This is a genomic window from Pseudocolwellia sp. AS88, from assembly GCF_030551755.1.
In the GTDB taxonomy this organism is placed as follows: Bacteria; Pseudomonadota; Gammaproteobacteria; order Enterobacterales; family Alteromonadaceae; genus Pseudocolwellia.
In genome coordinates, this window is sequence record NZ_JAUPEC010000003.1 from 44,005 (window position 1) to 67,614 (window position 23,610).

The window sequence follows — 23,610 nt, forward strand, 5'->3', positions numbered from 1 at the left end:
CCTAAATATCTCAATAACGATTAACAAGGATTCTTGTGAGTAGCGTACGTCTTTATAAAATTCTTCAAACCTTCCTCCAATACGGATTAGACGAGCTTGTACCTGAGAAATCTTTACCTTGGTACGTAAAAATAGCGCGTGTCTGTTTATTTTGGTTACGTAACAAACATAAAGATAAGCCTGTAGCTCTAAGATTTAGACTGGCGATTGAATCGTTAGGCCCTGTTTTTATTAAATTTGGACAAATGCTTTCAACAAGACGCGACTTATTACCGCCTGACTTTGCTGATGAGCTCACCTTATTACAAGATCGAGTAGAACCCTTTGATGGTGAAAAAGCCAAACAACTAATCATTGATGCAATGGGCGAAGAAGTATTTAATCAATATTTTAGTGAATTTAATACCGCATCATTGGCGTCTGCTTCCATCGCGCAAGTACACACCGCTAAGTTACATACTGCTCAGCAAACTGAAACAGATGACGAAAGCACAATAAATACTACCAGCAATATTGTGATTAAAGTATTACGCCCAGATATTGAAGCTGTAATTATTGCTGACTTGAAAGTGATGGCGATGTTTGCAGGTATTGTTGCGCGCTGGTTGCCTGACGGTAAAAGGCTTAGACCAAAAGAAGTGGTACTTGAATATAAGCGAACCATTTTAGATGAGCTTGATCTTAATCGTGAAGCGTCAAATGCTATTCAACTAAAACATAACTTCGCGCAAGGTCGTGAATACGATCATGTTTTATATGTTCCTGAAATTCATAGCGAATACAGCAGTAAAAATGTACTTGTTATGGAGCGAATTTATGGCATTGGTGTAGGTGAAGTTGAAAAGTTACATGCGTTAGGCGTGGATATGAAACTGCTCGCTGAACGTGGCGTTGAAGTGTTTTTCACACAAGTTTTTCGAGACAGCTTTTTCCATGCAGATATGCATCCTGGTAATGTATTTGTTGATGCCACTAGTCCATTAGATCCAACATGGATCGCGATAGATTGTGGCATAGTAGGTACTCTGAATAGTGAAGATAAACGCTATTTAGCTGAAAACTTTGTTGCCTTTTTTAATCGTGATTACCGTAAAGTAGCTCAATTACATGTCGATTCTGGATGGGTACCAAGTAATACCAGTGTTGACGAATTTGAATTTGCTATACGAGCCGTATGCGAACCTATTTTTAATAAGCCGTTAGCTGAAATATCCTTTGGGCAAGTGTTAGTTAATCTCTTTAATACCGCGCGTCGCTTCAACATGGAAGTGCAACCTCAATTAGTTTTACTGCAAAAAACCTTATTATATATCGAAGGTTTAGGTCGTCAGTTATATCCACAATTAGATTTATGGCAAACAGCCAAACCCTTTTTAGAAAATTGGGTTAAAGAGCAAATGGGCGTTAAAGCGGTATTTGCCAAAATTAAAGAAAACATCCCTTTTTGGAACGAAAAACTGCCTGAAATTCCAGATCTAGTTTACGACTATTTACGTGCAGGAAAGGATAGTCATAACAAACAAACCCAATTAATTGAATCATTAAAGGCTGAGCAGTCTCGTCATAATAATCGTCTGGTCACCATAATAGGATTAAGTGCTATTTTGATCAGCGCATCTATTTTATTAGCGGCCATTTGTTTTAATTAAATACTCTATTTAAATCAATCAAAGCAGAACAAAAAACAGAAGACTGTTATCAAATCATGCACCTTCTGTTTTTATTTATTTTTCCTCCAAGTAAAAACCTTTTTAAAGATAGGCAAACGCTAATAACTTCTTCGCTTGATCTCTAGGTAAACAGCTAGCTAATGGCGTTGCTTCAAACTGCTTTTTAGATACCTCAATAGTATTACTAGTTGTACTTTGTGACGGCAAAGAAACGTTTACACGACAACTTATGTTTTGCTCTTTCTCAGTAAAGAAAATTTTTACCGACTGTGATTTGTGAATTAAATTTTTGTAAGGGTATCCAGCCTCAGAATACAGTTGTATTTCCTCACTGGCTTGAATTGTCATCACTAAGAATAAACTGCTTATAACACTAATAATGATAGATTTATTTAACATATGAACCTCGTTTTTATTTAAGTGAACTGGCTTAGTTGTATGTAAATTAAAGCTTGTACTCCTCTTAAACAAACGATATAAAATTAACTTCACTTAAGTTTTTCTAAAGTAAGTATTGATCCGAATACTAATATGAATGAGGTTATAAGAATTAATATGAAGCTACCACCATTAAAGTCGTTGTCCTTTTTTCTTGCTGCAGCCCGTAATCAAAGCTTTAAAAAGGCAGCGGAAGAATTGCATGTAACTCAAGCTGCGGTTAGCCAACAAATTCGCTTATTGGAAGATAATCTAAAGTGTCAGTTGTTTAATCGTGATACTAAAAAAACGGTGCTAAGTGCTGATGGTGAGCGTTTATTTCCTTTTATTGAAGCTGGATTTAATCAGATCTCAAAAGGTATTGGTTTGCTGTCTACTGAACCTGATCCTAATATTCTTAAAATCACGTCTTTGCATTCTTTCACTTCGTTAATACTTATTCCTAAGGTGAACGAGTTTCAATTGATGTATCCAGAAATTATGTTGCAGTTTTCTCCAAGTAATCAGGTGGTAGACTTTAAAGATGACAGCGTGGATTTGGCTATTCGCCGAGGTGAAGGAGTTTATCCTGGCTTAGAGAGCAAACAACTCATTAAAGATGAAGTTCTACTCGTTGCTAGCAACTTACTGTTTAAAGATGCTTTTCCAACCATGGAAAAGGTATTAAAAACGCCATTATTGTTGGATATTTCTAGTGATTTGAAACCCGCGTTTGAACAATTTTGTGATCAATATAAATTAAACTTGAATGACTTTAATATAAGCCTGCAAACTACGGATTCTGTGCCTGTAATTGAAAAGGCTATTGCAGGGCAAGGTATTTGTTTTGTGAGTAAATCTTTAGTGTTTGAGCGTATTAACGAAGGTACTTTGATTAACTTATTCGATTTTTCAGCTAACAGTCCTATTTCTTTATTTTTAGTTGCACCGCCAGGAAACTTTGAATGGGAAAAGGTGAAGAAGTTTGAAGCTTGGTTAACAACATTATTTGCAGATAAGTAACCCTCAGCTTTTTAAAGTTCTCATGCGTTAGCTAGATTAGTTTAATTAATTTTGAATTAAGCTTATAGATTTAATAAAAAAATCATAATTAATTGATACTATAATTTTATTATTAATACTTTACTCATCGTTGTATTTCATGGATTTCATTATTATTTCAGCTGTTGCTATGGCGGCTTCGCTGTTAACTTTATTCTCAGGCTTTGGTTTAGGTACTTTGCTTATGCCAATTGTAGCACTGTTCTTTCCTATTGAGATCGCCGTTACTATTACTGCTATTGTGCATTTTGCTAATAACGCTTTTAAGATATTTTTAGTGGGTAAGCATGCAAACTTATCTGTTATCTTAAAATTTGGTATTCCTGCCGTATTCTTCGCTTTGTTGGGCGCGTTACTACTTACCAAATTGTCTGATACAAATAGCGTAGTGAATTATCAGCTTTTATCTTATGAGTTTAGTACTAGCATGATGAAGATGATTGTTGGTGGGCTTATTTTACTTTTAGTTGTGATTGAGCTTATGCCTTTTTTCAAGTCTTTAGCTATTAACAAAAAATATCTACCATTTGGCGGTGTGCTAAGTGGATTTTTGGGTGGTTTATCTGGTCATCAGGGCGCATTTAGAAGTATGTTCTTGTTAAAAGCGGGTTTATCTAAAGAACAATTTGTGGCGACAGGGGTTATTTTAGCTGTATTGGTTGATATCAACCGTTTGGCTATTTATGGTTGGCACTTTGGCTCAACAGAAAATACAGTAAATTGGTGGTTGGTGTTAAGTGCTTGTTTATCCGCTTTTATTGGTGCTTATTTCGGTAAAAAGCTGCTAACGAAAGTAACGATTGAGTTAGTACAAAAGTTTGTTTCAGCATTACTTGTGTTTATTGGCTTAGGTTTAATTACAGGAAGCATTTAGCCACTCAACATATGTAACGTATCTCCTAAGTAGCAACAAGCTTTAGTTGTTGCTACTTGATCTAGATTTTACAGATTAAAGAGAGCTTTGCTCGATTGTGTAGCCTTGTTTTTTGAGTAAGGCTAATAATCCATCTTTACCAAATAAATGCCCTGCGCCTACCAATACTAGCTCTTTATGTTTGTTGTTAAACATAGCTTCTATTTTAGGTACCCAATTTTTATTGCGCACAGAAAATAAGGCTTCGTAAGACTTCTCGTCTGAATCTAAAGCGGCGTCATTTATTAGACTTTCTAGGCGAGCTGAATCACCTACTTGCCATGCATCAAGAATAAGCCCAAAGAATTCTGTAAAGCTCGAGTTTAGCTCTAAGTTGGCTAGAATAAATTCATCTTCATAGCCTTCACCTAATTGACTTAGCATAGTGAACTGCATGTCAGCTGTTTCTAAATAGTCAATCTTCTTATTTTCAATTGTTGCTTGGGCTTCAAAAAAAGCATCGACGCCTTCACCTGATATTTGCGCCTTTTGTAATTCTATAAGTGCCATTATGGTAATAACAAAACCAGGTTTGAAAGATGTAAACTGATTAACATTACTACCTATGGTGGTAAAGTAGTTAGTTAATAACTTGAAGGTTTCTGGGGTGAGTTTACTTTGTAAGTTATCGCCGTTAGTGTAGCTCATTTTGGCTATCATGGCTTGCTGGGCTGCAGCATCGTTTGGATCGGGTAATTGTGCTTCAAGTATCAATTGATCTGTATTATTGAAAGCATTAATAAACTCGCTTGGCATAGGATGTTCTTCAGGTAAAACATGAATCGTACCGCCGATATATACATGATCATTGTTTTTAGAAACCTTCCAAACAGAGCTTTTAGCTAGAGTTGTTGTAGGTAAACTACATAGAAAAACTAAGGTAGCCAAAGTGACAAACTTCTTTGTGAAGTTGTTTGCTATATTATTCATCATAATTATTTATTCTTATTCAACATGTCTCGTAAATTGGCTACACCCATTTTTGCTGTAGCTTGCTTTTGTTCGTTACTTTTTTTGGCTTGAGTAAGTTCCCAGCTTAAATCGTCTTGTGGTAATTCGTGTAGAAAACGACTGGCTTCTGTGCGAGCTACTTCGCCAAACTGTCTACGTTCACGCGCATAGGTAAAAATAAGTTCTTTTTGAGCGCGTGTTATACCTACATAGGCTAGTCGTCTTTCTTCTTCTACGTTACCTTCATCCATACTGGTTTGGTGAGGTAATAAACCTTCTTCCATGCCGATGAGAAATACATACGGAAATTCTAACCCTTTTGATGCATGCAATGTCATTAGCTGTACTTGATCTGATTCATCTTCGTCTTCGCTACGTTCCATCATGTCACGTAGTGTTAGTCGAGTAACAACTTGTGGCAAAGTCATTGGGTCTTCGTTTTCATCACCTTCTAACATTTGCGTTACCCAACTAAATAACTGTGTTACGTTTTTCATTCGCATTTCAGCGGCTTTAGCACTTGGTGATGAGTCGTATAGCCAATCTTCGTAATTAATTTCGCGTACAGCGGCTCTTAACACTGCAGCGGTATCACCACGTTCAGCATGATCTGATGTTTCAACTATCCAACGAGTAAAGCGTTGTACACTGGCTAAACCACGGCCTGTTAGAGTTTGCTCTAGACCTAATTCAAAGCTGGCAGCAAACATACTTATTTGGCGCATGTTAGCGTAACTACCTAGTTTTTCTAAGGTTGTTGGACCTATTTCTCTGCGAGGTACATTTACTATACGTAAAAAAGCATTATCGTCGTCAGGATTCACTAATACACGTAAATACGCCATCATATCTTTGATTTCTGCCCTTGAGAAAAATGAAGTACCGCCACTTATTTTGTATGGAATGCGGTTAGTCATTAAGGCTTTTTCAAGCAAACGTGATTGGTGGTTACCACGATATAAAATAGCGTAATGTTTGTATTTAGATTTATTTAAGAAACGATGACCGATCAGCTCACCAACAATACGCTCTACTTCGTGTTCTTCATTTTTAGTTTGAACAACTCTTAGCTCAACACCATAATTTAGCTCACTAAATAGTGCTTTGTCGTATACATGTGGGTTGTTGGCAATCAATATGTTGGCACATTTTAGAATGCGTCCACTAGAGCGATAATTTTGCTCTAATTTGATTAATTTAAGGTTAGGGAAGTCTTCGCCTAATAACACCAAGTTTTGAGGTTTAGCGCCACGCCAAGAGTATATTGATTGATCGTCATCGCCTACAACCGTTAATAAACCTTTTTCACCTGCGATTAGCTTAACTAATTCGTATTGGCTGGCGTTGGTATCTTGGTATTCATCCACCAACATATATTGAATTTTTTTACGCCAGCGTTCACGTACTTCAGGATAGTTTCTTAATAAAAGTGTTGGAATTAGGATAAGATCGTCAAAGTCTAATGCGTTGTAGGCTTTCATATGCTTTTGATAAAGTGCATAAAACTCGGCGTACATTAGAGTATCAGCATCACCTGCATGTTTAATTGCAGCATCCGCAAGTTGTAATTCATTTTTCCAATTAGAGATCATTGACTGCAACTTGCTAAGCAAATCTTTATCACCATCAAATTCATCTTTGGTGAGTTCTTTTAATAAAGCTAAGGTGTCTTGATCATCAAATAAGGTGAAACCAGGTTTATAACCTAAAGTTTTAATCTCTTTTCGAACAATATCTAAACCGAGGGAATGGAAGGTTGAAACGGTAAGGCCACGAATTAAGTCTTTACCTAATAGCTTAGCTACACGCTCTTTCATTTCTTTTGCTGCTTTGTTGGTAAAGGTTACCGCGGCAATGTTACGTGCTTTATAACCACATTTTTCAATGAGATAGGCTATTTTTTTACATATTACCCCTGTTTTTCCGCTACCAGCACCAGCCAATACTAGGCAAGGTCCGCTTACATATTTTACAGCTTCATTTTGTCCGGGGTTTAGTTTCATTATCTTTAACGATTTCAGGGGCTATTCAAAAGAGGAACGATTTTATAACAATTTATCTGATTAAGCTGAATATTTTTAGTCTCAATGGTAAAAAATGTTTACAATGAATTAATAAATTAGCTCAAGCTTCTTTTTAAAGGGAAGAGTCGAGTCATTCAATCTTGAATTTAAGAATAATTAAGAAGAGTTTAAAAATGATTAATGCTAAAAAAATTGAAGAGATCGCACAGCAAGTATCAAATGCTATTCCTGCAGGATTAAAAAATGTTGCTAGCGATATTGAAGAGAAAACAAAAACAATAGTGCAACGTAAGCTTGCAGAGCTTGATGTAGTAACTCGCGAAGAGTTTGATGTGCAAACTCAAGTGTTAATTAAAACTCGCGCTAAATTAACTGAGTTAGAAGCTAAGCTTGTAGAAATTGAAGCTAAATTAGCAGAATAGTTTAGCCATTAATTAGAAAGCTGAACGTATAAAAAAAGCTTATTTAAGTAAACCTTAAATAAGCTTTTTTAGTTTTGAACAAACAGTAAATAAAACTTACTGAGTAAACACTAACGAAAAAGTAACAGGTACAGAGTGATTAATACTTGGTAATACCGCTAAGGTTTTAAGCTTCTCAACACCAGCAACTAACTTAAATGCTTTAGCTTGAATGATAAGAGGCTTTAGGCTTGTTACTAATAATTCATTACCTGCTAACTTGGTTGCTTGCACACGCGTAGCAATGGCTTGTGTCATTCCATGAAGATTTATGTCTCCCGTTAAATCAACTTGTGTTGTTTCACCTAAAGCTAACTTTTCAATAATCTGTAGATCTATGCTTGTTGTAAATGTTGCTTGTGGGAATAAATCTGTTTCAAACAGAAATTTTTGCATACGCTCATTACGAATTGGAATATTAGTTTCAACGCTGCTTAAATCAATTTTTAGTTTTACTTCACCTTTAGCTGAAATATTACCTTTAAGCTGGGTAAATTGATGAATTTCTGTAGCATCAACTTTCTTTGTTGTAACAAAGTTAAACTGTGACCTTTCGTTTGATAGTTGCCAATTAGCTAAACTTGGTAGAGCAATTAACAACCCCATTATGAGTGTAAATATACGCATTGTTTTTCCTTAATTGTATTGGCGACTAGACCGATAATGTTCGGTCTAATAATTTATATTATCGAGTTCTTTTATTTTAGTATTTAATGTAAGCAATAAAGAGCTTTTTGAATTTATGTAATTATACATAAATATTGTGATTGTAATATTACTATAGATATAACATACGCTTAGTTGGTGAATAGCTCTATTAACATTTTGTAATTTTATATTACTAAGAAAAAGTTAACTGGTGGCTTTCTAATTAAAGTATTTATAATTCCATTTGCTGTACTTTCTTATAGGTTAAGCTTCTCCATAACCATTCCATTGGTCCAAAACGATAACGGTTGAGCCACCATTTTGAAACGATCAACTGCCCTGCAATAATACTGAAAACAATAAGAATTTGGGGGGCTCGTGAAATTTCTCCATATTGCCCGCCTGCGTAGCCATAAAAAATACTGGTTAAAATTACTGAATGCATGAGGTAGTTAGTTAAAGCCATTTGCCCCATTGGAGCAAAAGCAGATAATAATTTCTGCCATTTTTTCTTGTTTAGAGCACAGATGATCAATCCTAAATATCCTGCTGCTAAAATATATTGAGAAATATAAAAGAGCATTTGACCTACGCATAATAAAGCTATAGAAACTTCTATTGCTGGGTGTTCAATAATTAAGATACTAGCAATGTTGAGTGGAAGGCCTGCAAATAAACCTATTGTAGCAAGTGTTCTGAAAAAGGTTTTATGTTGTTGGTGGTGCGTTATTTTTTGCGTGATTACCAACCAAAAACCTAAAATAAATATTGGGATTAATACGAAAAAAGACATAAATGGAGATAGTATTAACATAAAGCCAGCAAAGCTAATTCTGTACTGGGTTGCTTCCCAATAACTGCCCTCAGTAAAAGCTTTATCTTCTTCTGCTATTTCTGCCTGTAACTCTCTCTTATCTTGTATTGCATCAGCAATAATGGTGGCTCTATATTCTTCTTCGGTAATAGCTAAATCTATTGAGTCATCAGTGGTTTCGAGTACACTTTGTTCGGTTATTTCTGGTGCTGTGTTGACTTGAGTTTCATCTGATAACGCTTGATTAACCGCGGCATAAATATCAAGTTCATTTTGCCACATCTCTTGTGATTTTTCATGGTTCAATAATGTACCAAATATAATACCTACTAAGCTTATTAGGAAAATAGGGATCATTAACCAATTTACTGCTAATTTAAGGTAAGACTCGGGCTCTTGAGATTTTTTCTTACGTACTAAAAATAAGAGAAAAAAACCAGCTAAAGCATAAGCATGTAAAATATCGCCTCCCCATATGAAAATCATATGAGCAATACCAATAACCAACAGTACAAGCATTCTCCGACAGAACCATGCGCTAAAAGGACGGTCGTGTTCTTTAGCTCGTAGTAGCATCACGGCAAATCCCATCCCGAAAATTAGCGCAAATAATTTATAAAACTTTCCTTCGACAAAGCAACGAATCAACCAGCCTACAGCATGATCTATTCCTGTTAATGTTGTATCGTGACTGCCTAATGAAACCATTGAACGGCTAAACCATTCAATATTCATGAGTAAGATACCCACTAAACAAATACCACGTAGAATATCTAACGCATCTACGCGTTTATTTTGCTCTAATGGTTGAAGAGGAAGAATTTCTTGTGGGTGTATGGAGGTTTGACTGTGATCTTTATTGACTGGCATGACGAATTATCCTTATTCTATTTTTATACAATAAACGATTCTTCCGTAAAATCATAAACATAAATAAAAAAGCCACTTGGTTAAGTGGCTTTAGATCTCGTTTAATACTTAATTTAAGTCATTACTAACTTAAAAAAGTTTTATAAGCTTCGTTATCTGTTTCTTCTTGGCATTCATAGCCGAGTGTTTCAATATGTTCGAAAAATGCTTGTTGGTCGTTATCAGTTACATTAAAACCTGCAAGGACTTGACCAAAAGCTGCACCATGATTGCGGTAATGGAATAGTGTAATATTCCAATGCTCGCCTAGTGTTTCTAAGAACTTATCTAAAGCACCTGGATATTCAGGAAACTGAAATCTAAAAATACGCTCTTGTAATGGCGATACAGATTTGCCGCCAATCATATAACGTACATGTAGTTTAGCTAATTCGTTTTCAGTTAGATCCGTAACTTTATAACTTTGTTCAGTTAGTTTTGAAGCTAATTGCTGACGCTCATTACTTTCACCGCCTAAACGAATACCAACAAATACATTCGCATGCTCTTTGTTTTTATCTGAAGCAACGTATCGGTAGTTAAATTCAGTGATCACTCTGCCGCCAATAGCATGGCAAAAGTTTTTGAAACTGCCTTTTTCTTCAGGAATTGAAACAGCAAAAACAGCTTCCTTTTGTTCGCCTAATTCACACCTTTCTGACACATAACGTAAACTATGAAAGTTCATATTAGCACCAGAGAGAATGGCAACTAAGGTTTCATCACCTTTACTCGTTTTACAATACTTAGTGATACCTGCTAGCGACAGTGCGCCTGCTGGTTCAGCAATAACACGTGTTTGCTCAAAAACATCTTTGATTGAGGCACATATTTCGTCTGTAGTTACTGTAATAACTTCATCACAATATTGCTTGATCAGCTTAAAGGTATTTTCACCAATACGTTTAACGGCAACACCATCAGCAAATAAACCGACTTGATCTAAGTCTGTTGGTTCACCTGCTTCCATTGCTGCTTTCAAACAAGCTGAATCTTCAGCTTCAACACCAATTACTTTGATGCTTGGTTTTAACTGTTTTAAATAAACCGACATACCCGCAAGTAAGCCACCGCCACCGACAGGAATAAAAATTGCGTCGATGTGTGAAAGTTGCTGAAGTATTTCTTTAGCAACAGTACCTTGTCCGGCAATTACGTCAACATCATCAAAGGGATGTATTATGGTTTTGTTTTCGTCTATAGCATATTGCTGTGAAGCAGTTTGTGCTTCGTTAAAGCTTTTACCCACTAAGCGCACGTCAGCACCAAAGCGACGTACATTGTCTACTTTTATATCTGGCGTGGTAATAGGCATGACAATAGTGGCTTTAATACCAAGCTTTTGTGCCGCTAAGGCTAAACCTTGAGCATGATTACCTGCCGATGCGGCAACAACACCATGAATGCTCTGTGCTTCAGTTAATTGAGATAACTTGTTGTAAGCACCTCGTAACTTAAAAGAATGTACTGGTTGCTGATCTTCGCGTTTTAAATAAATAGTATTATTTAAACGTGCAGATAGCTTAGTACAAGGCGTTAATTCACTTTCAACAGCAACATCGTATACAGGCGCAAGCAAGATACGGCGAAGGTAGTCTAACGCTTCGCCTTGATTTAATAGCTGAGTCTCAGCTTCTGTCATTATTCCTCCCCGTCAAGAAGTGCTCTGTTTCTTACAGCACCCTTGTCAGCACTTGTTGCTAACATTGCGTAGTTTTTAAGTGCGTAGCTGATAGGGCGAATGCGATTTTCTGGTTTCCAAGCCCCTTTACCTTTAGCGATCATCGCAGCACGACGTGCTTCTAACTCTTCGTCAGATACTTCTAATTTAATTGTACGTGTAGGAATATCAATATGAATAATATCGCCTTGCTCAACTAATGCGATTGTACCGCCATCAGCAGCTTCAGGAGATACGTGACCAATAGATAAACCTGAAGTACCGCCAGAGAAACGACCATCAGTTAATAAAGCACAAGCTTTACCTAGTCCCATAGATTTTAAGTAGGTAGTTGGGTATAACATTTCTTGCATACCTGGACCGCCTTTAGGACCTTCGTAACGAATAACAACAACTTCGCCAGCAACTACTTTTTTATCAAGAATACCTGCTACTGCGGCATCTTGGCTTTCAAAAATATGAGCAGGACCAGTAAATACTAAGTTGTCGTCACTTACGCCAGCTGTTTTAACAACACAGCCGTCTACCGCAATGTTACCTGAAAGTACGGCTAAGCCGCCTTCTAACGAAAATGCATTTTCAATACTACGAATACAGCCGTTTTCTCTGTCGTCATCTAATGTGTCCCAACGACAATCTTGGCTAAAGGCTTTAGTCGTGCGAATACCTGCTGGACCCGCACGGTAGAATTTTTTAACATCTTCGTCGTCTGTTACTTTAATGTCGTATTTAGCAATAACATCAGCAAGTGTTGTTCCGAAAATATTTGGTACATCAGTATTTAATAAGCCAGCACGAGATAATTCGCCTAAAATACCAATTACACCACCAGCGCGATGTACATCTTCCATATGATATTCAGGCGTTGAAGGGGCTACTTTACATAACTGAGGTACAATGCGAGATAGTTTATCCATGTCTTCCATGGTGTAATCTATTTCAGCTTCTTGTGCTGTCGCTAATAAATGTAAGATGGTGTTAGTTGATCCACCCATTGCAATATCTAAACACATTGCGTTGTGTAACGCTTTTTTGCTTGCGATATTACGAGGAAGTGCAGATTCATCGTTATCTTGGTAATAACGCTTAGTTAACTCAACAATTTGTTTACCGGCATCTAAAAATAACTGTTCTCTATCAGCATGTGTTGCCAACATTGAGCCATTACCCGGTAAAGCTAAACCTAGTGCTTCAGCTAAACAGTTCATTGAGTTTGCTGTAAACATACCAGAACATGAACCACATGTAGGACAAGCAGAACGTTCAACTTTGTCAGAATCTTCATCAGATACTGTTGGATCAGCACCTTTGATCATGGCATCAACTAAATCAAGCTTGATAATTTGATCAGAAAGCTTAGTTTTACCTGCTTCCATCGGACCACCTGAAACAAAGATTACAGGGATGTTTATACGCATTGCTGCCATTAACATGCCTGGAGTTATTTTGTCACAGTTTGAAATACATACCATAGCATCAGCACAATGTGCATTAACCATATATTCAACTGAGTCAGCAATTAGATCACGTGATGGTAAGCTGTAAAGCATACCGCTGTGACCCATTGCAATACCGTCATCAACAGCAATAGTATTAAATTCTTTAGCAACACCACCCGCTTCTTCAATAGCGCCAGCAACTAGCTGTCCCATGTCTTTTAAATGAACATGACCGGGTACAAATTGCGTAAATGAGTTAACAACAGCAATAATAGGCTTTCCAAAATCACCGTCGGTCATTCCAGTTGCACGCCATAGCGCACGAGCACCAGCCATATTACGGCCTTGAGTTGAAGTTGCAGATCTTAATTTAGGCATAATTTTGTATCCAGTTGAATCTTCATAAAGTGATATATAAAGCTTACTTCTGTAGAAATAAGCTTTAAAATTTAATGTGTTTAGCGAGTAAGTAAATACTTAAGCGTTTGGCGTATACGGGATGTTTTTAGTTACACAAACATCTTTAATGTCGATCAGTTTATTAATTTGATCAATAAGTAATTCAATAGGACGTTCGCTGTATACCATTAGCTCAATAGTACCAATGTTTGTGCCTGTATTTACTACCGCATTAATACCGTTAATTAAAAAACCACGGTAGCGAGTTACTTGTAAAATACGCTCTAAAACAACTTGTTTGTCATCAACGGTGATGGTTAATTGGTAATTATTCATTTATATACTCTCCATCATTTTATCGTTGGCAGTATTTGGCGGAACAAGTGGCCAAACATTATCTTCTGCATCAATTTTAATTTTTAATAAGTAAGGACCATCGTGATCTAACATCTCAGCTATAGCAGCAGTTACTTCACTTTTCTTGCTGATCTCTTTTGCTTTAATATCAAAAGCATTAGCTAACATAATAAAATCAGGGTTATCTGATAAATCAGTTTCGCTTAAGCGACCATTGAAGAATAGATCTTGCCATTGTCTTACCATGCCTAATTTAGCATTATCGATAAGCAATATTTTTACAGGTAACTGGAAACGCTTAATTGTTGCAAGCTCTTGTACATTCATCATGAATGACCCGTCACCAGATACTGCAATAACACAGTCTGTAGGACGACTAACTTGTGCACCAATGGCTGCAGGAAGACCGAAGCCCATTGTGCCCATGCCGCCACTCGTTAACCAGTCACTCGGGTCGTTGAATAACATGTGTTGTGCAGCCCACATTTGGTGTTGACCAACATCTGTAGTAACACAGGTGTTTTTAGGCATTGTATCGCTAATTTCTTTTAAAACAGCCGGCGCATAAATATTTTCACCTGGGTGATCGTATCTCCAAGCAAATTCAGCTTTATTCGCTTGGCATTGTTTCTGCCATTCTGTAATAGATAATGGGATAGCTAAAGCAGGCAAGTTGATTTTTAAGTCACCTAAAATGGCTGAATCAGCTTTGCGACGTTTGTTAATTTCTGCTGTATCAATATCGAAGTGAATTACTTTTGCATTAGGTGCAAACTCATCAAGTTTCCCTGTTACACGGTCATCAAAACGAGCGCCTACAACAACCAGTAAGTCAGATTCTTGTACTGCAAGGTTTGACGCTTTAGTACCGTGCATACCTAGCATGCCTAAGTAGTTTTCGTTTTCAGGAGAGATAGCACCTAAACCTTTAAGAGTAGATACACATGGCATACCTGTTTTATCGCAAAACTCACGTAATTCATCAATGGCGTTTGCCATTCCAACACCACCACCTACATATAAAATAGGTTTTTTAGCTTGGCTTAATAACGAGATTGCTTGTGTAACGTCTACTGGAGGTAGTTTTACTTTGTTCGGTAGTTGAGATAAATCATCTAGGCTACAGTTAATCTCAGCCATTTGAATATCTTTAGGAATATCTACTAAAACAGGACCTTGACGACCTTCAAGCGCGATAGCAAATGCTTGATGAAGTACGCCTGCTAGATCGTTAATATCTGTAACTTGGAAAGAGTGTTTAGTACACGCAAGTGATAAACCAAAAACATCGATCTCTTGGAAAGCATCAGAGCCCATAGCTGCAGTAGGTACTTGACCTGTTATAGCAACAATTGGAATTGAATCAGCTAGTGCGTCGGCAAGCCCAGTGATTAGGTTAGTAGCGCCTGGGCCTGAGGTAGCCATACAAACACCAACTTTGTCTGATGCGCGTGCATAACCTACCGCTGCAAAAGCAGCACCTTGTTCATGCCTACATAAATAATGCTCGACGTCGCTATCATATAAAGCATCGTAAATCGGCATGATGGCACCACCAGGGTAACCAAATACGTGTTTTACACCGTGTTCTTGTAAAACGGCAAATAATAATGAACCACCTGTGTGCTTTTGATCGCTAGCCATGTTTTTTTAAAGCTATTCAAAAATTATTCACTTATGAATTTAAGTAAAAATCTTTAAATAGCATTCTCCAGAGTTAGTTTTAGTGAGTATTAACGTTAATTTTTACGTTTAATGCGCCTTTTAATCGATAAGGCTTAAACGATAAAGACCCCCGGTTCTTTCGAAGCGAGGGTCTGTTTATTTGTTTTTTGCTTTATTCTAGCTCAACGAAAACCCCTGCGACGATTTAATAATCACCACGACGAGAAGGTTTATAATCACTGAGTTTAATTTTTGCATGTTTATTTAAATTTCTTTAATAATAATTAATGCGCTTATTTTCTCTGAAAAAGGAGAGATAAAGCAAAACAGGACTAATTTGTAACATATATAGACTGCTGGGAGCAACCTTTTAATCAAAGCATTTTGAACTAGCTTAAGTTGATTAGTTATAAAGTGGTTGAACAGTGAATAACTAGTTTTACTAATAAGGTTTGAATTTCAGATAATAAGCCCCTTTAATATCGAATTAAAATTGAGGCTATTATTTGAAATAGCCATTATCGGAGCGATGTTATTTTATTTGCTAGAAAAGCTTCTGTAACTTCACCTTTCACAATAAAGTCTGCTACAAAATCAAATTTTGCTGCTTTTTCTTTATCTTCTAATCTTTCTGATGATGAGTACATGCAGACAACTACGGATGCTAATTCATTTCGTGTTCTCATTGTTGAAAACTCTTTTAGAAAGTCAAAGCCATTTAATTTAGGCATATTAATATCTAAAAATATAACAACAGGCGGAAACTCATCAGGATATAACATAGCATTTTTATCGTAGTCTTGAAGAAACTCTAATGCGGTAGAACCATCATCTTTTTCAATAATGCTTTCAACGCCAATTTTAGTTAATTGCCGTCTTAAAATATATCTATCTAATTCGTTATCATCAACGATGAGGACGTTAACTCTTTTCATTAAACTATTACCTTTGGAATATTAATTGAGAACTTTGTGCCTTGATCTGAAGTTTCCATACTTATGGTTCCTTTTAAATAGTCGACATGTTTTTTAACAATGGCTAATCCAAGACCTGAACCAAAACTGATTTGAGGGTGGAAACGTTTAAACATGCCAAATACTTCATCATGCCTGTCGACTGGTATACCTATACCGTTATCTTCAATATCTAATTGGTAGCTCTCAACCAATTCTGAAATAGTAATACGAACAAAAGGTACATCAGGTTTACTATTGTCTTTATATTTTAATGCATTGGAAATTAGGTTTTCTAATATTTGCGTGATCCGTGTTTGATTGTTGACTAGCGCATGATCCAAATTTATATGCCTTTCCATAGTATAGTCAGATAAATTCATCATACCCGATAAACGTTGCTGAATATCGTCAAGTACCATATCAAGATTAATAGAGGAGTTTATATTTTCAGTAGAGTCAGCTTCTGTTAATGACAAAATCCCCATAACTAACTCTTCCAGCTTCTCCATTTGATCATGAACATGTTGAGTATCTTGTACTGCATTCTCAAGTTGACCCGCATTTATATCTTCAATAATAAAACGAGTCAAAATCTTAGTGGCAGATAAAGGCGCTTTTAGATCATGAGATGTACGATAAGCAAATTGAGATAATTCTTGATTCGCTCGAGTCAGACTTTCCGTTCGCTGTTCATCTAAGGTTTCTAGTTTCTTATTTACTTCTACCATGAGCATTTCACTGGTAATACGTTTTTGTGCTGCTTGTAGTAATACTTTTAACTCTCCTGAAACATTTTTACTAATATCGTCAGATAAGCTTATTTTTTTCTTTTTATGATTAAGCTGCTGAATCGCATGGCGAATTGATCTTGTTATGGTATTAGACATAAAGCTGATAAAAATAATATTGAAGAATGAAATAATAACCACCAACGGGATCATAAATTTCATAATAAAAGACAATGTTTTAGAAACAGGTTCTTCAAAAAGTATGGAGGTTTGATTAAAAGTCACCGCCGATGCTTTAAGTTTTGATATAAAAATCTCTTTATCAAGGGAACCATTTTCAAAATCATCTATAAGGGATAATGCATGGTCGGCGTCTTTAATATCTTGAATACAAAGAGCTATAGCGCTGTCTGTGTCGATAGCTTCCATAATGAATTTATTAACAACATTTATCGTATCCATACAATCTATTGGTTGCTGGCGAATGTTTAATACAACAGCTCGTAAATTGTCTACTTTGACATTTGAATTCGCATCTAAACTTGAGACTTTATTCATTAGTTGTGAGCTATATTTGAAGTGGTTTAAATTAAGTTCATGAAACTTAACACCATTAGATATTTCAAATACAGACCAAAGGGTTAACGTAATTTCAAATACAGTTAATAAAACGATTAGCATTAACTTGCTGGATATCTTCATAAAATGCATACCGTTATTTTCAATCTTATAGATTAAATATAGTCTATTAATTGTGAATAGTTTTTATTTTTTAACCTGAAATATACAAAATGAGTTGATAAGTTGAGCTAGATTAAATGAAGCAAAAAAAGTAATACTTTAAAGATATAAATTAAAATCAGATGCTTAAGGTTGATGCAAAATGAGAACCTCAAAAGTATGTCATTCTATTTATTAAGTAAGATATACAGAATAATCTTGAAGGTTGCGCGTGCACAAATAACAAACAATTGTTGTTGGTTTTTTGCTAAATAGGTACACTATTGTATAAAAAACAAGCCAAAAGGATTTGATATGTCACTTGCCTGTGTTTATAGTCGTGCTCGTTTTGGGCTTGAATCACCATTGGTTACTGTTGAAGTGCATCTTGCCAATGGGTTACCTGCTTTCAATATTGTTGGTTTGCCAGAAACATCGGTTCGAGAATCTAAAGACAGAGTACGTAGCGCCATTATTAATTGTGGTTACGAATTTCCCGCCAAAAGAATTACTATAAATTTAGCGCCAGCAGACTTGCCCAAAGAAGGTGGACGTTTCGATTTACCTATCGCGATTGGTATTCTTGCTGCTTCTGAACAGTTGCCGGCAGTAGACTTATCTCATTATGAATTTGCTGGCGAGTTGTCTTTATCTGGAGAATTACGTTCTATTGTTGGTGAAATACCTATGGCAATGGCGAGTTGTGAAAGTAAACGCACATTAATTATACCGAAAGAAAATGCAGAGCAAGCGAGCTGGGTTAAGCAGGCTAAAATTCATGGTATAGAACATCTTACGCAACTTTATCCCCACTTTGCTCGTCAATCTACTTTGCCTTTTGTTGAAGAAAAATTGCTTACCGAAGTTGATACCAATATTTCATCCCTGGATATGTCAGACGTGGTTGGTCAGCCTTTAGCTAAACGCGCGTTAGAGATAGCAGCATGTGGCGCACATAATTTACTTTTTGTAGGTCCACCAGGAACTGGGAAAACCATGTTAGCGAGTAGGTTACCTGGTATTTTACCGTCGATGACAGAGCAAGAGGCTTTAGAAGCCGCTTCAATACAGTCAATTTGTCATCAAAATATTGATGATACTTCTTGGTTAAAGCGACCTTTTCGTGCACCTCATCATACCGCTTCATCGGCAGCCTTGGTGGGTGGTGGCAGCCAACCTCAACCAGGAGAGATTTCATTAGCTCATAATGGCGTTTTATTCCTTGATGAACTTCCCGAGTTTGACCGAAAAGTTCTTGATGTACTAAGAGAGCCTATGGAATCTGGCGAAGTATGTATCTCGCGAGCTTTACAAAAATTAACCTTTCCGGCTAAATTTCAATTAATTGCAGCGATGAACCCTAGTCCAACAGGATTTTATAACGATAATCGAAGTACGCCAGAGCAAGTGTTACGTTATTTGAATCGTTTATCTGGACCTTTTTTAGATCGTATTGATATTCAAATTGAAGTTGCTCGTTTGCCTAGAGGTATGTGGTCTAAAGATGATCAAAAGGGTGAATCGAGTGAAGCTATTCGCGAGCGAGTTGCACGGTGTCGGGCTATACAAATAGCACGTCAAGGCATTGCTAACGCACACTTAGGCAGTGCCGAGGTTCGTCAATACTGCAAATTAAATACAGCAGACAATGAGTTTTTAGAATTAGCCGTTGAAAAACTAGGGTTATCTACCAGAGCGCATCATAAAATATTAAAAATTGCGCGAACCTTAGCTGATATGGAAGGCTTGGAAGATATTAACTATACCAATATCACTGAAGCACTTTCATATCGAGCTATGGACAGAATACTCAAACACCTAACGCAGCAAGTGAGTTGATCGATTTTTGTATTGCCAATGGTTTGCTCACTGATTTTATTTATTACAGTAAAGCATCTAAAAAAGCTTTCACTAAAGGTTGTTGTTTATTTTGGTTTAAACAACAAATCCCTAGCGCAAAAGGTTCGATCTCACCAGCATTAGGTAGATATTGAACTCTGTCTTTTACCGGGCTATTTTCTACAACCACTTGCGGCACAATCCCAACTCCACACCCTAATGCTACCATGCTGACTAATGCTTCGTGTCCCGAAACTGTCGCGTAGATATTTGGCTTACCTTGCTGTTTTTTGCGATACCAATATTCAAAACGTTTTCGAGCTGGACCATGCTCAGCTAAAATAATAGGGATATTAGCCCAAGAGACAACGTTCTCCTGTAGTAGCTGTTGTACTTTACAGATCATGTTAGGCGCAATAATGGATAAAGGAATTTGTGCCACTTGCTCGAAATGAAAAATACGCGCTAAATTCTCAGGCTGGGCAGCAATGGCAATATCAACAGATTGTCGCTCTAGTTGTTCAAAAGCATCAGAAGCATCACCAGTGGTTAGCATTATCTCTACTAAAGGATTTTGTTTACGAAATTTATCAAGCAATGGTGGAAGGTGACTATAAGCTGCCGTTACAGAACAATAAATATGTAACTTACCCTTTAATTCAGTTTGTTTTTCTTCTAATGAAAACTTTAATAACTGCCATTGTTCAAGCTGTTGCATGGCATAAGTTTGAAATTTCTGACCAGCATCAGTTAGCACCACTTTACGATTGTCGCGATGTAATAGCTCTGTACCTAAGCTATCTTCCATGCGCTGAATGGTACGACTTAGTGTTGAAGGACTTACGTGATAAACCTTTGCGGTTTTACCAAAATGTAAACTATTACTTAAATGCTGAAACATTTCTAATGACTTTAAATCCACGGGCTTTCCTATCAAAAGCGTTATTTACATGATTATTTAGCTATAAATTATTAATATTGCGTTTATTGCAACGTAGTAGTGCGAATATATCATTTTAAGCAATGTAAGTCTTGCGCTATGATGTCTAACGTAACAAGTAAGAAGATAAATCCTTACTTAAACTTATTTTCATTAAGTGAAACTTAAATGAGTAACTTAAGTCTCACTTAATCATTAATTACATTCGACACTGACATAACGAGTGCTCGATTATCGGAGATAAAAATGGCTAATTATTTTAATACATTAAGCTTGCGTGAGAAATTAGAGCAACTAGGCCAATGTCGCTTTATGAAGCGTGAAGAATTCGCAGACGGTTGTAACTTCCTTAAAGGTTGGAACATTGTAATCGTTGGTTGTGGTGCTCAAGGTTTAAACCAAGGTTTAAATATGCGCGATTCTGGCTTAAACATTTCTTATGCTTTACGTGAAGCAGCAATTGCTGAAAAACGTCAATCATGGCAATGGGCTACAGAGAATGGTTTTACTGTTGGTACATACGACGAGTTAATTCCTACTGCTGATTTAGTATTAAACCTTACTCCTGATAAGCAACATACTTCAGCTGTTTCAGCTGTTATGCCTCTTATGAAAGAAGGTTCTTCTTTAGCTTACTCTCACGGTTTCAACATCGTTGAAGAAGGTATGCAAATCCGTAAAGACATCACTGTTGTTATGGTTGCTCCTAAGTGTCCTGGTACTGAAGTACGTGAAGAATACAAACGTGGTTTTGGTGTTCCTACACTTATCGCTGTTCACCCTGAGAATGATCCTCAAGGTAACGGTTGGGCAATCGCTAAAGCATACGCTTCAGCAACTGGTGGTGACCGTGCTGGTGTTTTACAGTCGTCTTTCATCGCTGAAGTTAAGTCTGATCTTATGGGTGAGCAAACTATCCTTTGTGGTATGTTACAAACTGCAGCAATCTTAGGTCATAAGCAATTATTGGCCCAAGGTGTTGACGCTGGTTACGCACGTAAATTATTACAATACGGTATTGAAGGCGTTACTGAAGGCTTAAAATACGGCGGCATCACTAACATGATGGACCGTTTATCAAACCCTGCAAAAATTAAAGCGTTTGATATGTCTTTAGAATTAAAAGAAATTTTACGTCCTTTATTCCAAAAGCATATGGATGACATCATCGAAGGTCGCTTCTCTGCTGGTATGATGGCAGATTGGGACAACGGCGATGCTAACTTATTAAAATGGCGTGAAGAAACTGCTGAAACGTCTTTTGAAAAAGCGCCAGCATGTGACACTGAAATCACAGAACAAGAATACTACGATAAAGGTATATTCTTAGTTGCTATGGTTAAAGCAGGTGTTGAATTAGCATTTGAAGCTATGGTTGATTCAGGTATTATCGCTGAGTCTGCATACTACGAATCACTTCATGAAACTCCGTTAATTGCGAACACTATCGCACGTAACATGTTATACGAAATGAACGTTGTTATTTCTGATACTGCTGAATACGGTAACTACTTATTCTCACACGCTGCTGTTCCATTATTAGAAGAGTTTGCTGCTAAGTTAACATTAGAAGAATTAGGCGAAGGCTTAAAATCTACGTCTAACGGTGTTGATAACAAGCGTTTAATCGAAGTTAACGAAGCAATTCGTAGCCATGGTGTTGAAGCTATTGGTAAAGAATTACGCGGTTATATGACAGACATGAAGCAAATTGTTGAAGGTTAATTAACCCTTAACAATTTGTTAGAAGCGGTATGTGGTTAAGCCACTGCCGCTTTTTTTATTGCTGTAAATAATAAATTAACCTCAGCTCGAACAAATCTGAGTAATTTTGATGACCGAATCTGTAGACTTAATGCAAGCCATTATGTTGATCGTAATAGGCTTTATTGCTGGTGGTATAAATACTTTTGCTGGCGGCGGTTCAAACTTATCTTTACCGGCATTAATGATGGTGGGCTTGCCTGCTGATGTAGCTAATGCAACTAACCGTGTTGCTATATTTATGCAGTCGCTAACGGCAACTCATGGCTATTATAAGCATGACAAGCTAGACAAAGCCTCTATTAAAAATATAGTGGTGCCCATATTGTTGGGTGGTTTAGTAGGTGCTCTTGTTGCTTCATTTCTAGATGTAGCCATTTTAAAGCCAGTATTATTGGCAACCATGGTAGCTGTATCATTATGGGTTGTATTTAAGAGTGACGTAAATAATGTTGGCGACGATATTGTTAATTGTTCGAACAGTAAGCTGGGGTTCTTAACTACCTTTATTGCTGGCTTTTACGGTGGTTTTGTTCAGGCGGGTGTGGGCTTCTTATTGATTGCGGTATTTGTTGGTGTTTTGAAATATGATTTATTAAAAGCTAATGCTTTAAAAATTGTAGCAGCCTTACTATTTACCACAGTGTCATTAGTTGTATTTATATATAGAGATCAAGTCGCATGGATGGCGGGTATATATTTAGCTATAGGAAGCATTTTAGGGGCAATCGTTTCAGTAAGGTTGTCTATTGATATAAAGCCTAAAACGTTAAAGGTTTTAGTGCTAATTATGACGGTAGCCGCTAGCGTTGCCGCATTATTGTTTTAGTAAAGTCGGTTGTTTACGATTAAAATAACCACGACATATTTAAATTAAAAGGTGAATAAAATGAGCGAATTTAATAACGTAACCATTACTCGTGAAGCTAATGTATATTTCGATGGAGCTGTAACATCGCGTAAAGTAACATTTGCTGATGGTAGCTTTAAAACTTTAGGTATTATGTCACCTGGCGAATACACTTTTGGTACCGCTGAAAAAGAGCTAATGGAAATTACTGCGGGTGATTTAGATATATTATTACCGGGTGAAACACAATGGCAAACAATCAAAGGTGGTGAATCTTTTTATGTTCCTGCTAATGCTTCTTTTGATGTTAAAGCTAAAACGTTAATTGATTATTGCTGTACTTATATTGCTGAGTAATATTGTTCCATCAAGTAGCTGATGGAACGGTCAGAGAAAGTAAAAG

At 36.7% G+C, this 23,610-nt stretch carries 20 protein-coding genes; 8 read left to right on the forward strand and 12 right to left on the reverse strand.

Annotated elements, in window-relative coordinates:
* Positions 1 to 35: 35 nt before the first annotated feature.
* Entirely contained in the window at positions 36 to 1,649 is a 1,614-nt protein-coding gene (gene ubiB, locus Q5N69_RS03055) for a ubiquinone biosynthesis regulatory protein kinase UbiB (protein WP_304367378.1), read from the forward strand.
* Positions 1,650 to 1,751: 102 nt separating this feature from the next.
* On the opposite strand, the gene Q5N69_RS03060 is transcribed toward ubiB, so the two are convergent.
* On the reverse strand, positions 1,752 to 2,069 hold the full coding sequence (locus Q5N69_RS03060) for a hypothetical protein (protein WP_304367379.1): 318 nt from the start codon (positions 2,067 to 2,069) through the stop codon (positions 1,752 to 1,754).
* Between the two features lie 156 nt (positions 2,070 to 2,225).
* On the opposite strand from Q5N69_RS03060, the gene Q5N69_RS03065 reads away from it, so the two are divergent.
* Positions 2,226 to 3,110: a LysR substrate-binding domain-containing protein gene (locus tag Q5N69_RS03065; protein WP_304367380.1), complete on the forward strand. Its 885-nt coding sequence runs from the start codon at positions 2,226 to 2,228 to the stop codon at positions 3,108 to 3,110.
* Between the two features lie 139 nt (positions 3,111 to 3,249).
* Positions 3,250 to 4,023, forward strand: a complete 774-nt coding sequence (locus Q5N69_RS03070; RefSeq protein WP_304367381.1) for a sulfite exporter TauE/SafE family protein — start codon at positions 3,250 to 3,252, stop codon at positions 4,021 to 4,023.
* 75 nt (positions 4,024 to 4,098) lie between these two features.
* On the opposite strand, the gene Q5N69_RS03075 is transcribed toward Q5N69_RS03070, so the two are convergent.
* Together Q5N69_RS03075 and rep are read right to left on the reverse strand one after the other, a co-directional pair.
* Entirely contained in the window at positions 4,099 to 4,995 is an 897-nt protein-coding gene (locus Q5N69_RS03075) for a TraB/GumN family protein (RefSeq protein WP_304367382.1), read from the reverse strand.
* A gap of 2 nt (positions 4,996 to 4,997) precedes the next feature.
* Positions 4,998 to 7,016, reverse strand: coding sequence for a DNA helicase Rep (gene rep / locus Q5N69_RS03080; RefSeq protein WP_304367383.1), 2,019 nt, complete (start codon positions 7,014 to 7,016; stop codon positions 4,998 to 5,000).
* Positions 7,017 to 7,210: 194 nt separating this feature from the next.
* On the opposite strand from rep, the gene Q5N69_RS03085 reads away from it, so the two are divergent.
* Positions 7,211 to 7,459, forward strand: coding sequence for an accessory factor UbiK family protein (locus Q5N69_RS03085; RefSeq protein WP_304367384.1), 249 nt, complete (start codon positions 7,211 to 7,213; stop codon positions 7,457 to 7,459).
* A 96-nt stretch (positions 7,460 to 7,555) separates the two neighbouring features.
* Here the strand turns inward: Q5N69_RS03085 and Q5N69_RS03090 are convergent, their stop codons facing one another.
* The 8 genes from Q5N69_RS03090 to Q5N69_RS03125 form a co-directional block, all read right to left on the reverse strand.
* On the reverse strand, positions 7,556 to 8,125 hold the full coding sequence (locus Q5N69_RS03090; RefSeq protein WP_304367385.1) for a YceI family protein: 570 nt from the start codon (positions 8,123 to 8,125) through the stop codon (positions 7,556 to 7,558).
* A 253-nt stretch (positions 8,126 to 8,378) separates the two neighbouring features.
* Positions 8,379 to 9,830 (reverse strand): DUF418 domain-containing protein, encoded by a 1,452-nt coding sequence (locus Q5N69_RS03095; protein WP_304367386.1) that lies wholly within the window; start codon positions 9,828 to 9,830, stop codon positions 8,379 to 8,381.
* Between the two features lie 124 nt (positions 9,831 to 9,954).
* A complete protein-coding gene (gene ilvA / locus Q5N69_RS03100; RefSeq protein WP_304367387.1) occupies positions 9,955 to 11,511 on the reverse strand; it encodes a threonine ammonia-lyase, biosynthetic in 1,557 nt (518 codons plus the stop codon).
* Complete coding sequence (gene ilvD, locus Q5N69_RS03105) at positions 11,511 to 13,367, reverse strand: dihydroxy-acid dehydratase (RefSeq protein WP_304367388.1); 1,857 nt, start codon at positions 13,365 to 13,367, stop codon at positions 11,511 to 11,513. Before ilvD ends, ilvA begins: the two co-directional genes overlap by 1 nt.
* A gap of 99 nt (positions 13,368 to 13,466) precedes the next feature.
* Entirely contained in the window at positions 13,467 to 13,724 is a 258-nt protein-coding gene (gene ilvM, locus Q5N69_RS03110; protein ID WP_304367389.1) for an acetolactate synthase 2 small subunit, read from the reverse strand.
* Positions 13,725 to 15,389, reverse strand: coding sequence for an acetolactate synthase 2 catalytic subunit (gene ilvG, locus Q5N69_RS03115; protein ID WP_304367390.1), 1,665 nt, complete (start codon positions 15,387 to 15,389; stop codon positions 13,725 to 13,727).
* Between the two features lie 539 nt (positions 15,390 to 15,928).
* On the reverse strand, positions 15,929 to 16,345 hold the full coding sequence (locus Q5N69_RS03120) for a response regulator (protein ID WP_304367391.1): 417 nt from the start codon (positions 16,343 to 16,345) through the stop codon (positions 15,929 to 15,931).
* Positions 16,345 to 17,796: an ATP-binding protein gene (locus Q5N69_RS03125; RefSeq protein WP_304367392.1), complete on the reverse strand. Its 1,452-nt coding sequence runs from the start codon at positions 17,794 to 17,796 to the stop codon at positions 16,345 to 16,347. Before Q5N69_RS03125 ends, Q5N69_RS03120 begins: the two co-directional genes overlap by 1 nt.
* Positions 17,797 to 18,129: 333 nt before the next feature.
* Between Q5N69_RS03125 and Q5N69_RS03130 the strand changes: the two genes are divergently transcribed.
* A complete protein-coding gene (locus Q5N69_RS03130; RefSeq protein ID WP_304367393.1) occupies positions 18,130 to 19,653 on the forward strand; it encodes a YifB family Mg chelatase-like AAA ATPase in 1,524 nt (507 codons plus the stop codon).
* Positions 19,654 to 19,696: 43 nt separating this feature from the next.
* Here the strand turns inward: Q5N69_RS03130 and ilvY are convergent, their stop codons facing one another.
* The gene (gene ilvY / locus Q5N69_RS03135; protein ID WP_304367394.1) at positions 19,697 to 20,575 is read right to left on the reverse strand and encodes an HTH-type transcriptional activator IlvY; all 879 of its coding nucleotides are present in this window, start codon (positions 20,573 to 20,575) and stop codon (positions 19,697 to 19,699) included.
* A gap of 264 nt (positions 20,576 to 20,839) precedes the next feature.
* Here ilvY and ilvC point away from each other — a divergent pair, with 264 nt between their 5' ends.
* The 3 genes from ilvC (at position 20,840) to Q5N69_RS03150 (ending at position 23,564) form a co-directional block, all read left to right on the forward strand.
* A complete protein-coding gene (ilvC, locus tag Q5N69_RS03140) occupies positions 20,840 to 22,318 on the forward strand; it encodes a ketol-acid reductoisomerase (protein ID WP_304367395.1) in 1,479 nt (492 codons plus the stop codon).
* Between the two features lie 109 nt (positions 22,319 to 22,427).
* A complete protein-coding gene (locus tag Q5N69_RS03145) occupies positions 22,428 to 23,186 on the forward strand; it encodes a sulfite exporter TauE/SafE family protein (protein WP_304367396.1) in 759 nt (252 codons plus the stop codon).
* A 60-nt stretch (positions 23,187 to 23,246) separates the two neighbouring features.
* Complete coding sequence (locus Q5N69_RS03150) at positions 23,247 to 23,564, forward strand: pyrimidine/purine nucleoside phosphorylase (protein ID WP_304367397.1); 318 nt, start codon at positions 23,247 to 23,249, stop codon at positions 23,562 to 23,564.
* The last annotated feature ends 46 nt before the right edge of the window (positions 23,565 to 23,610 follow it).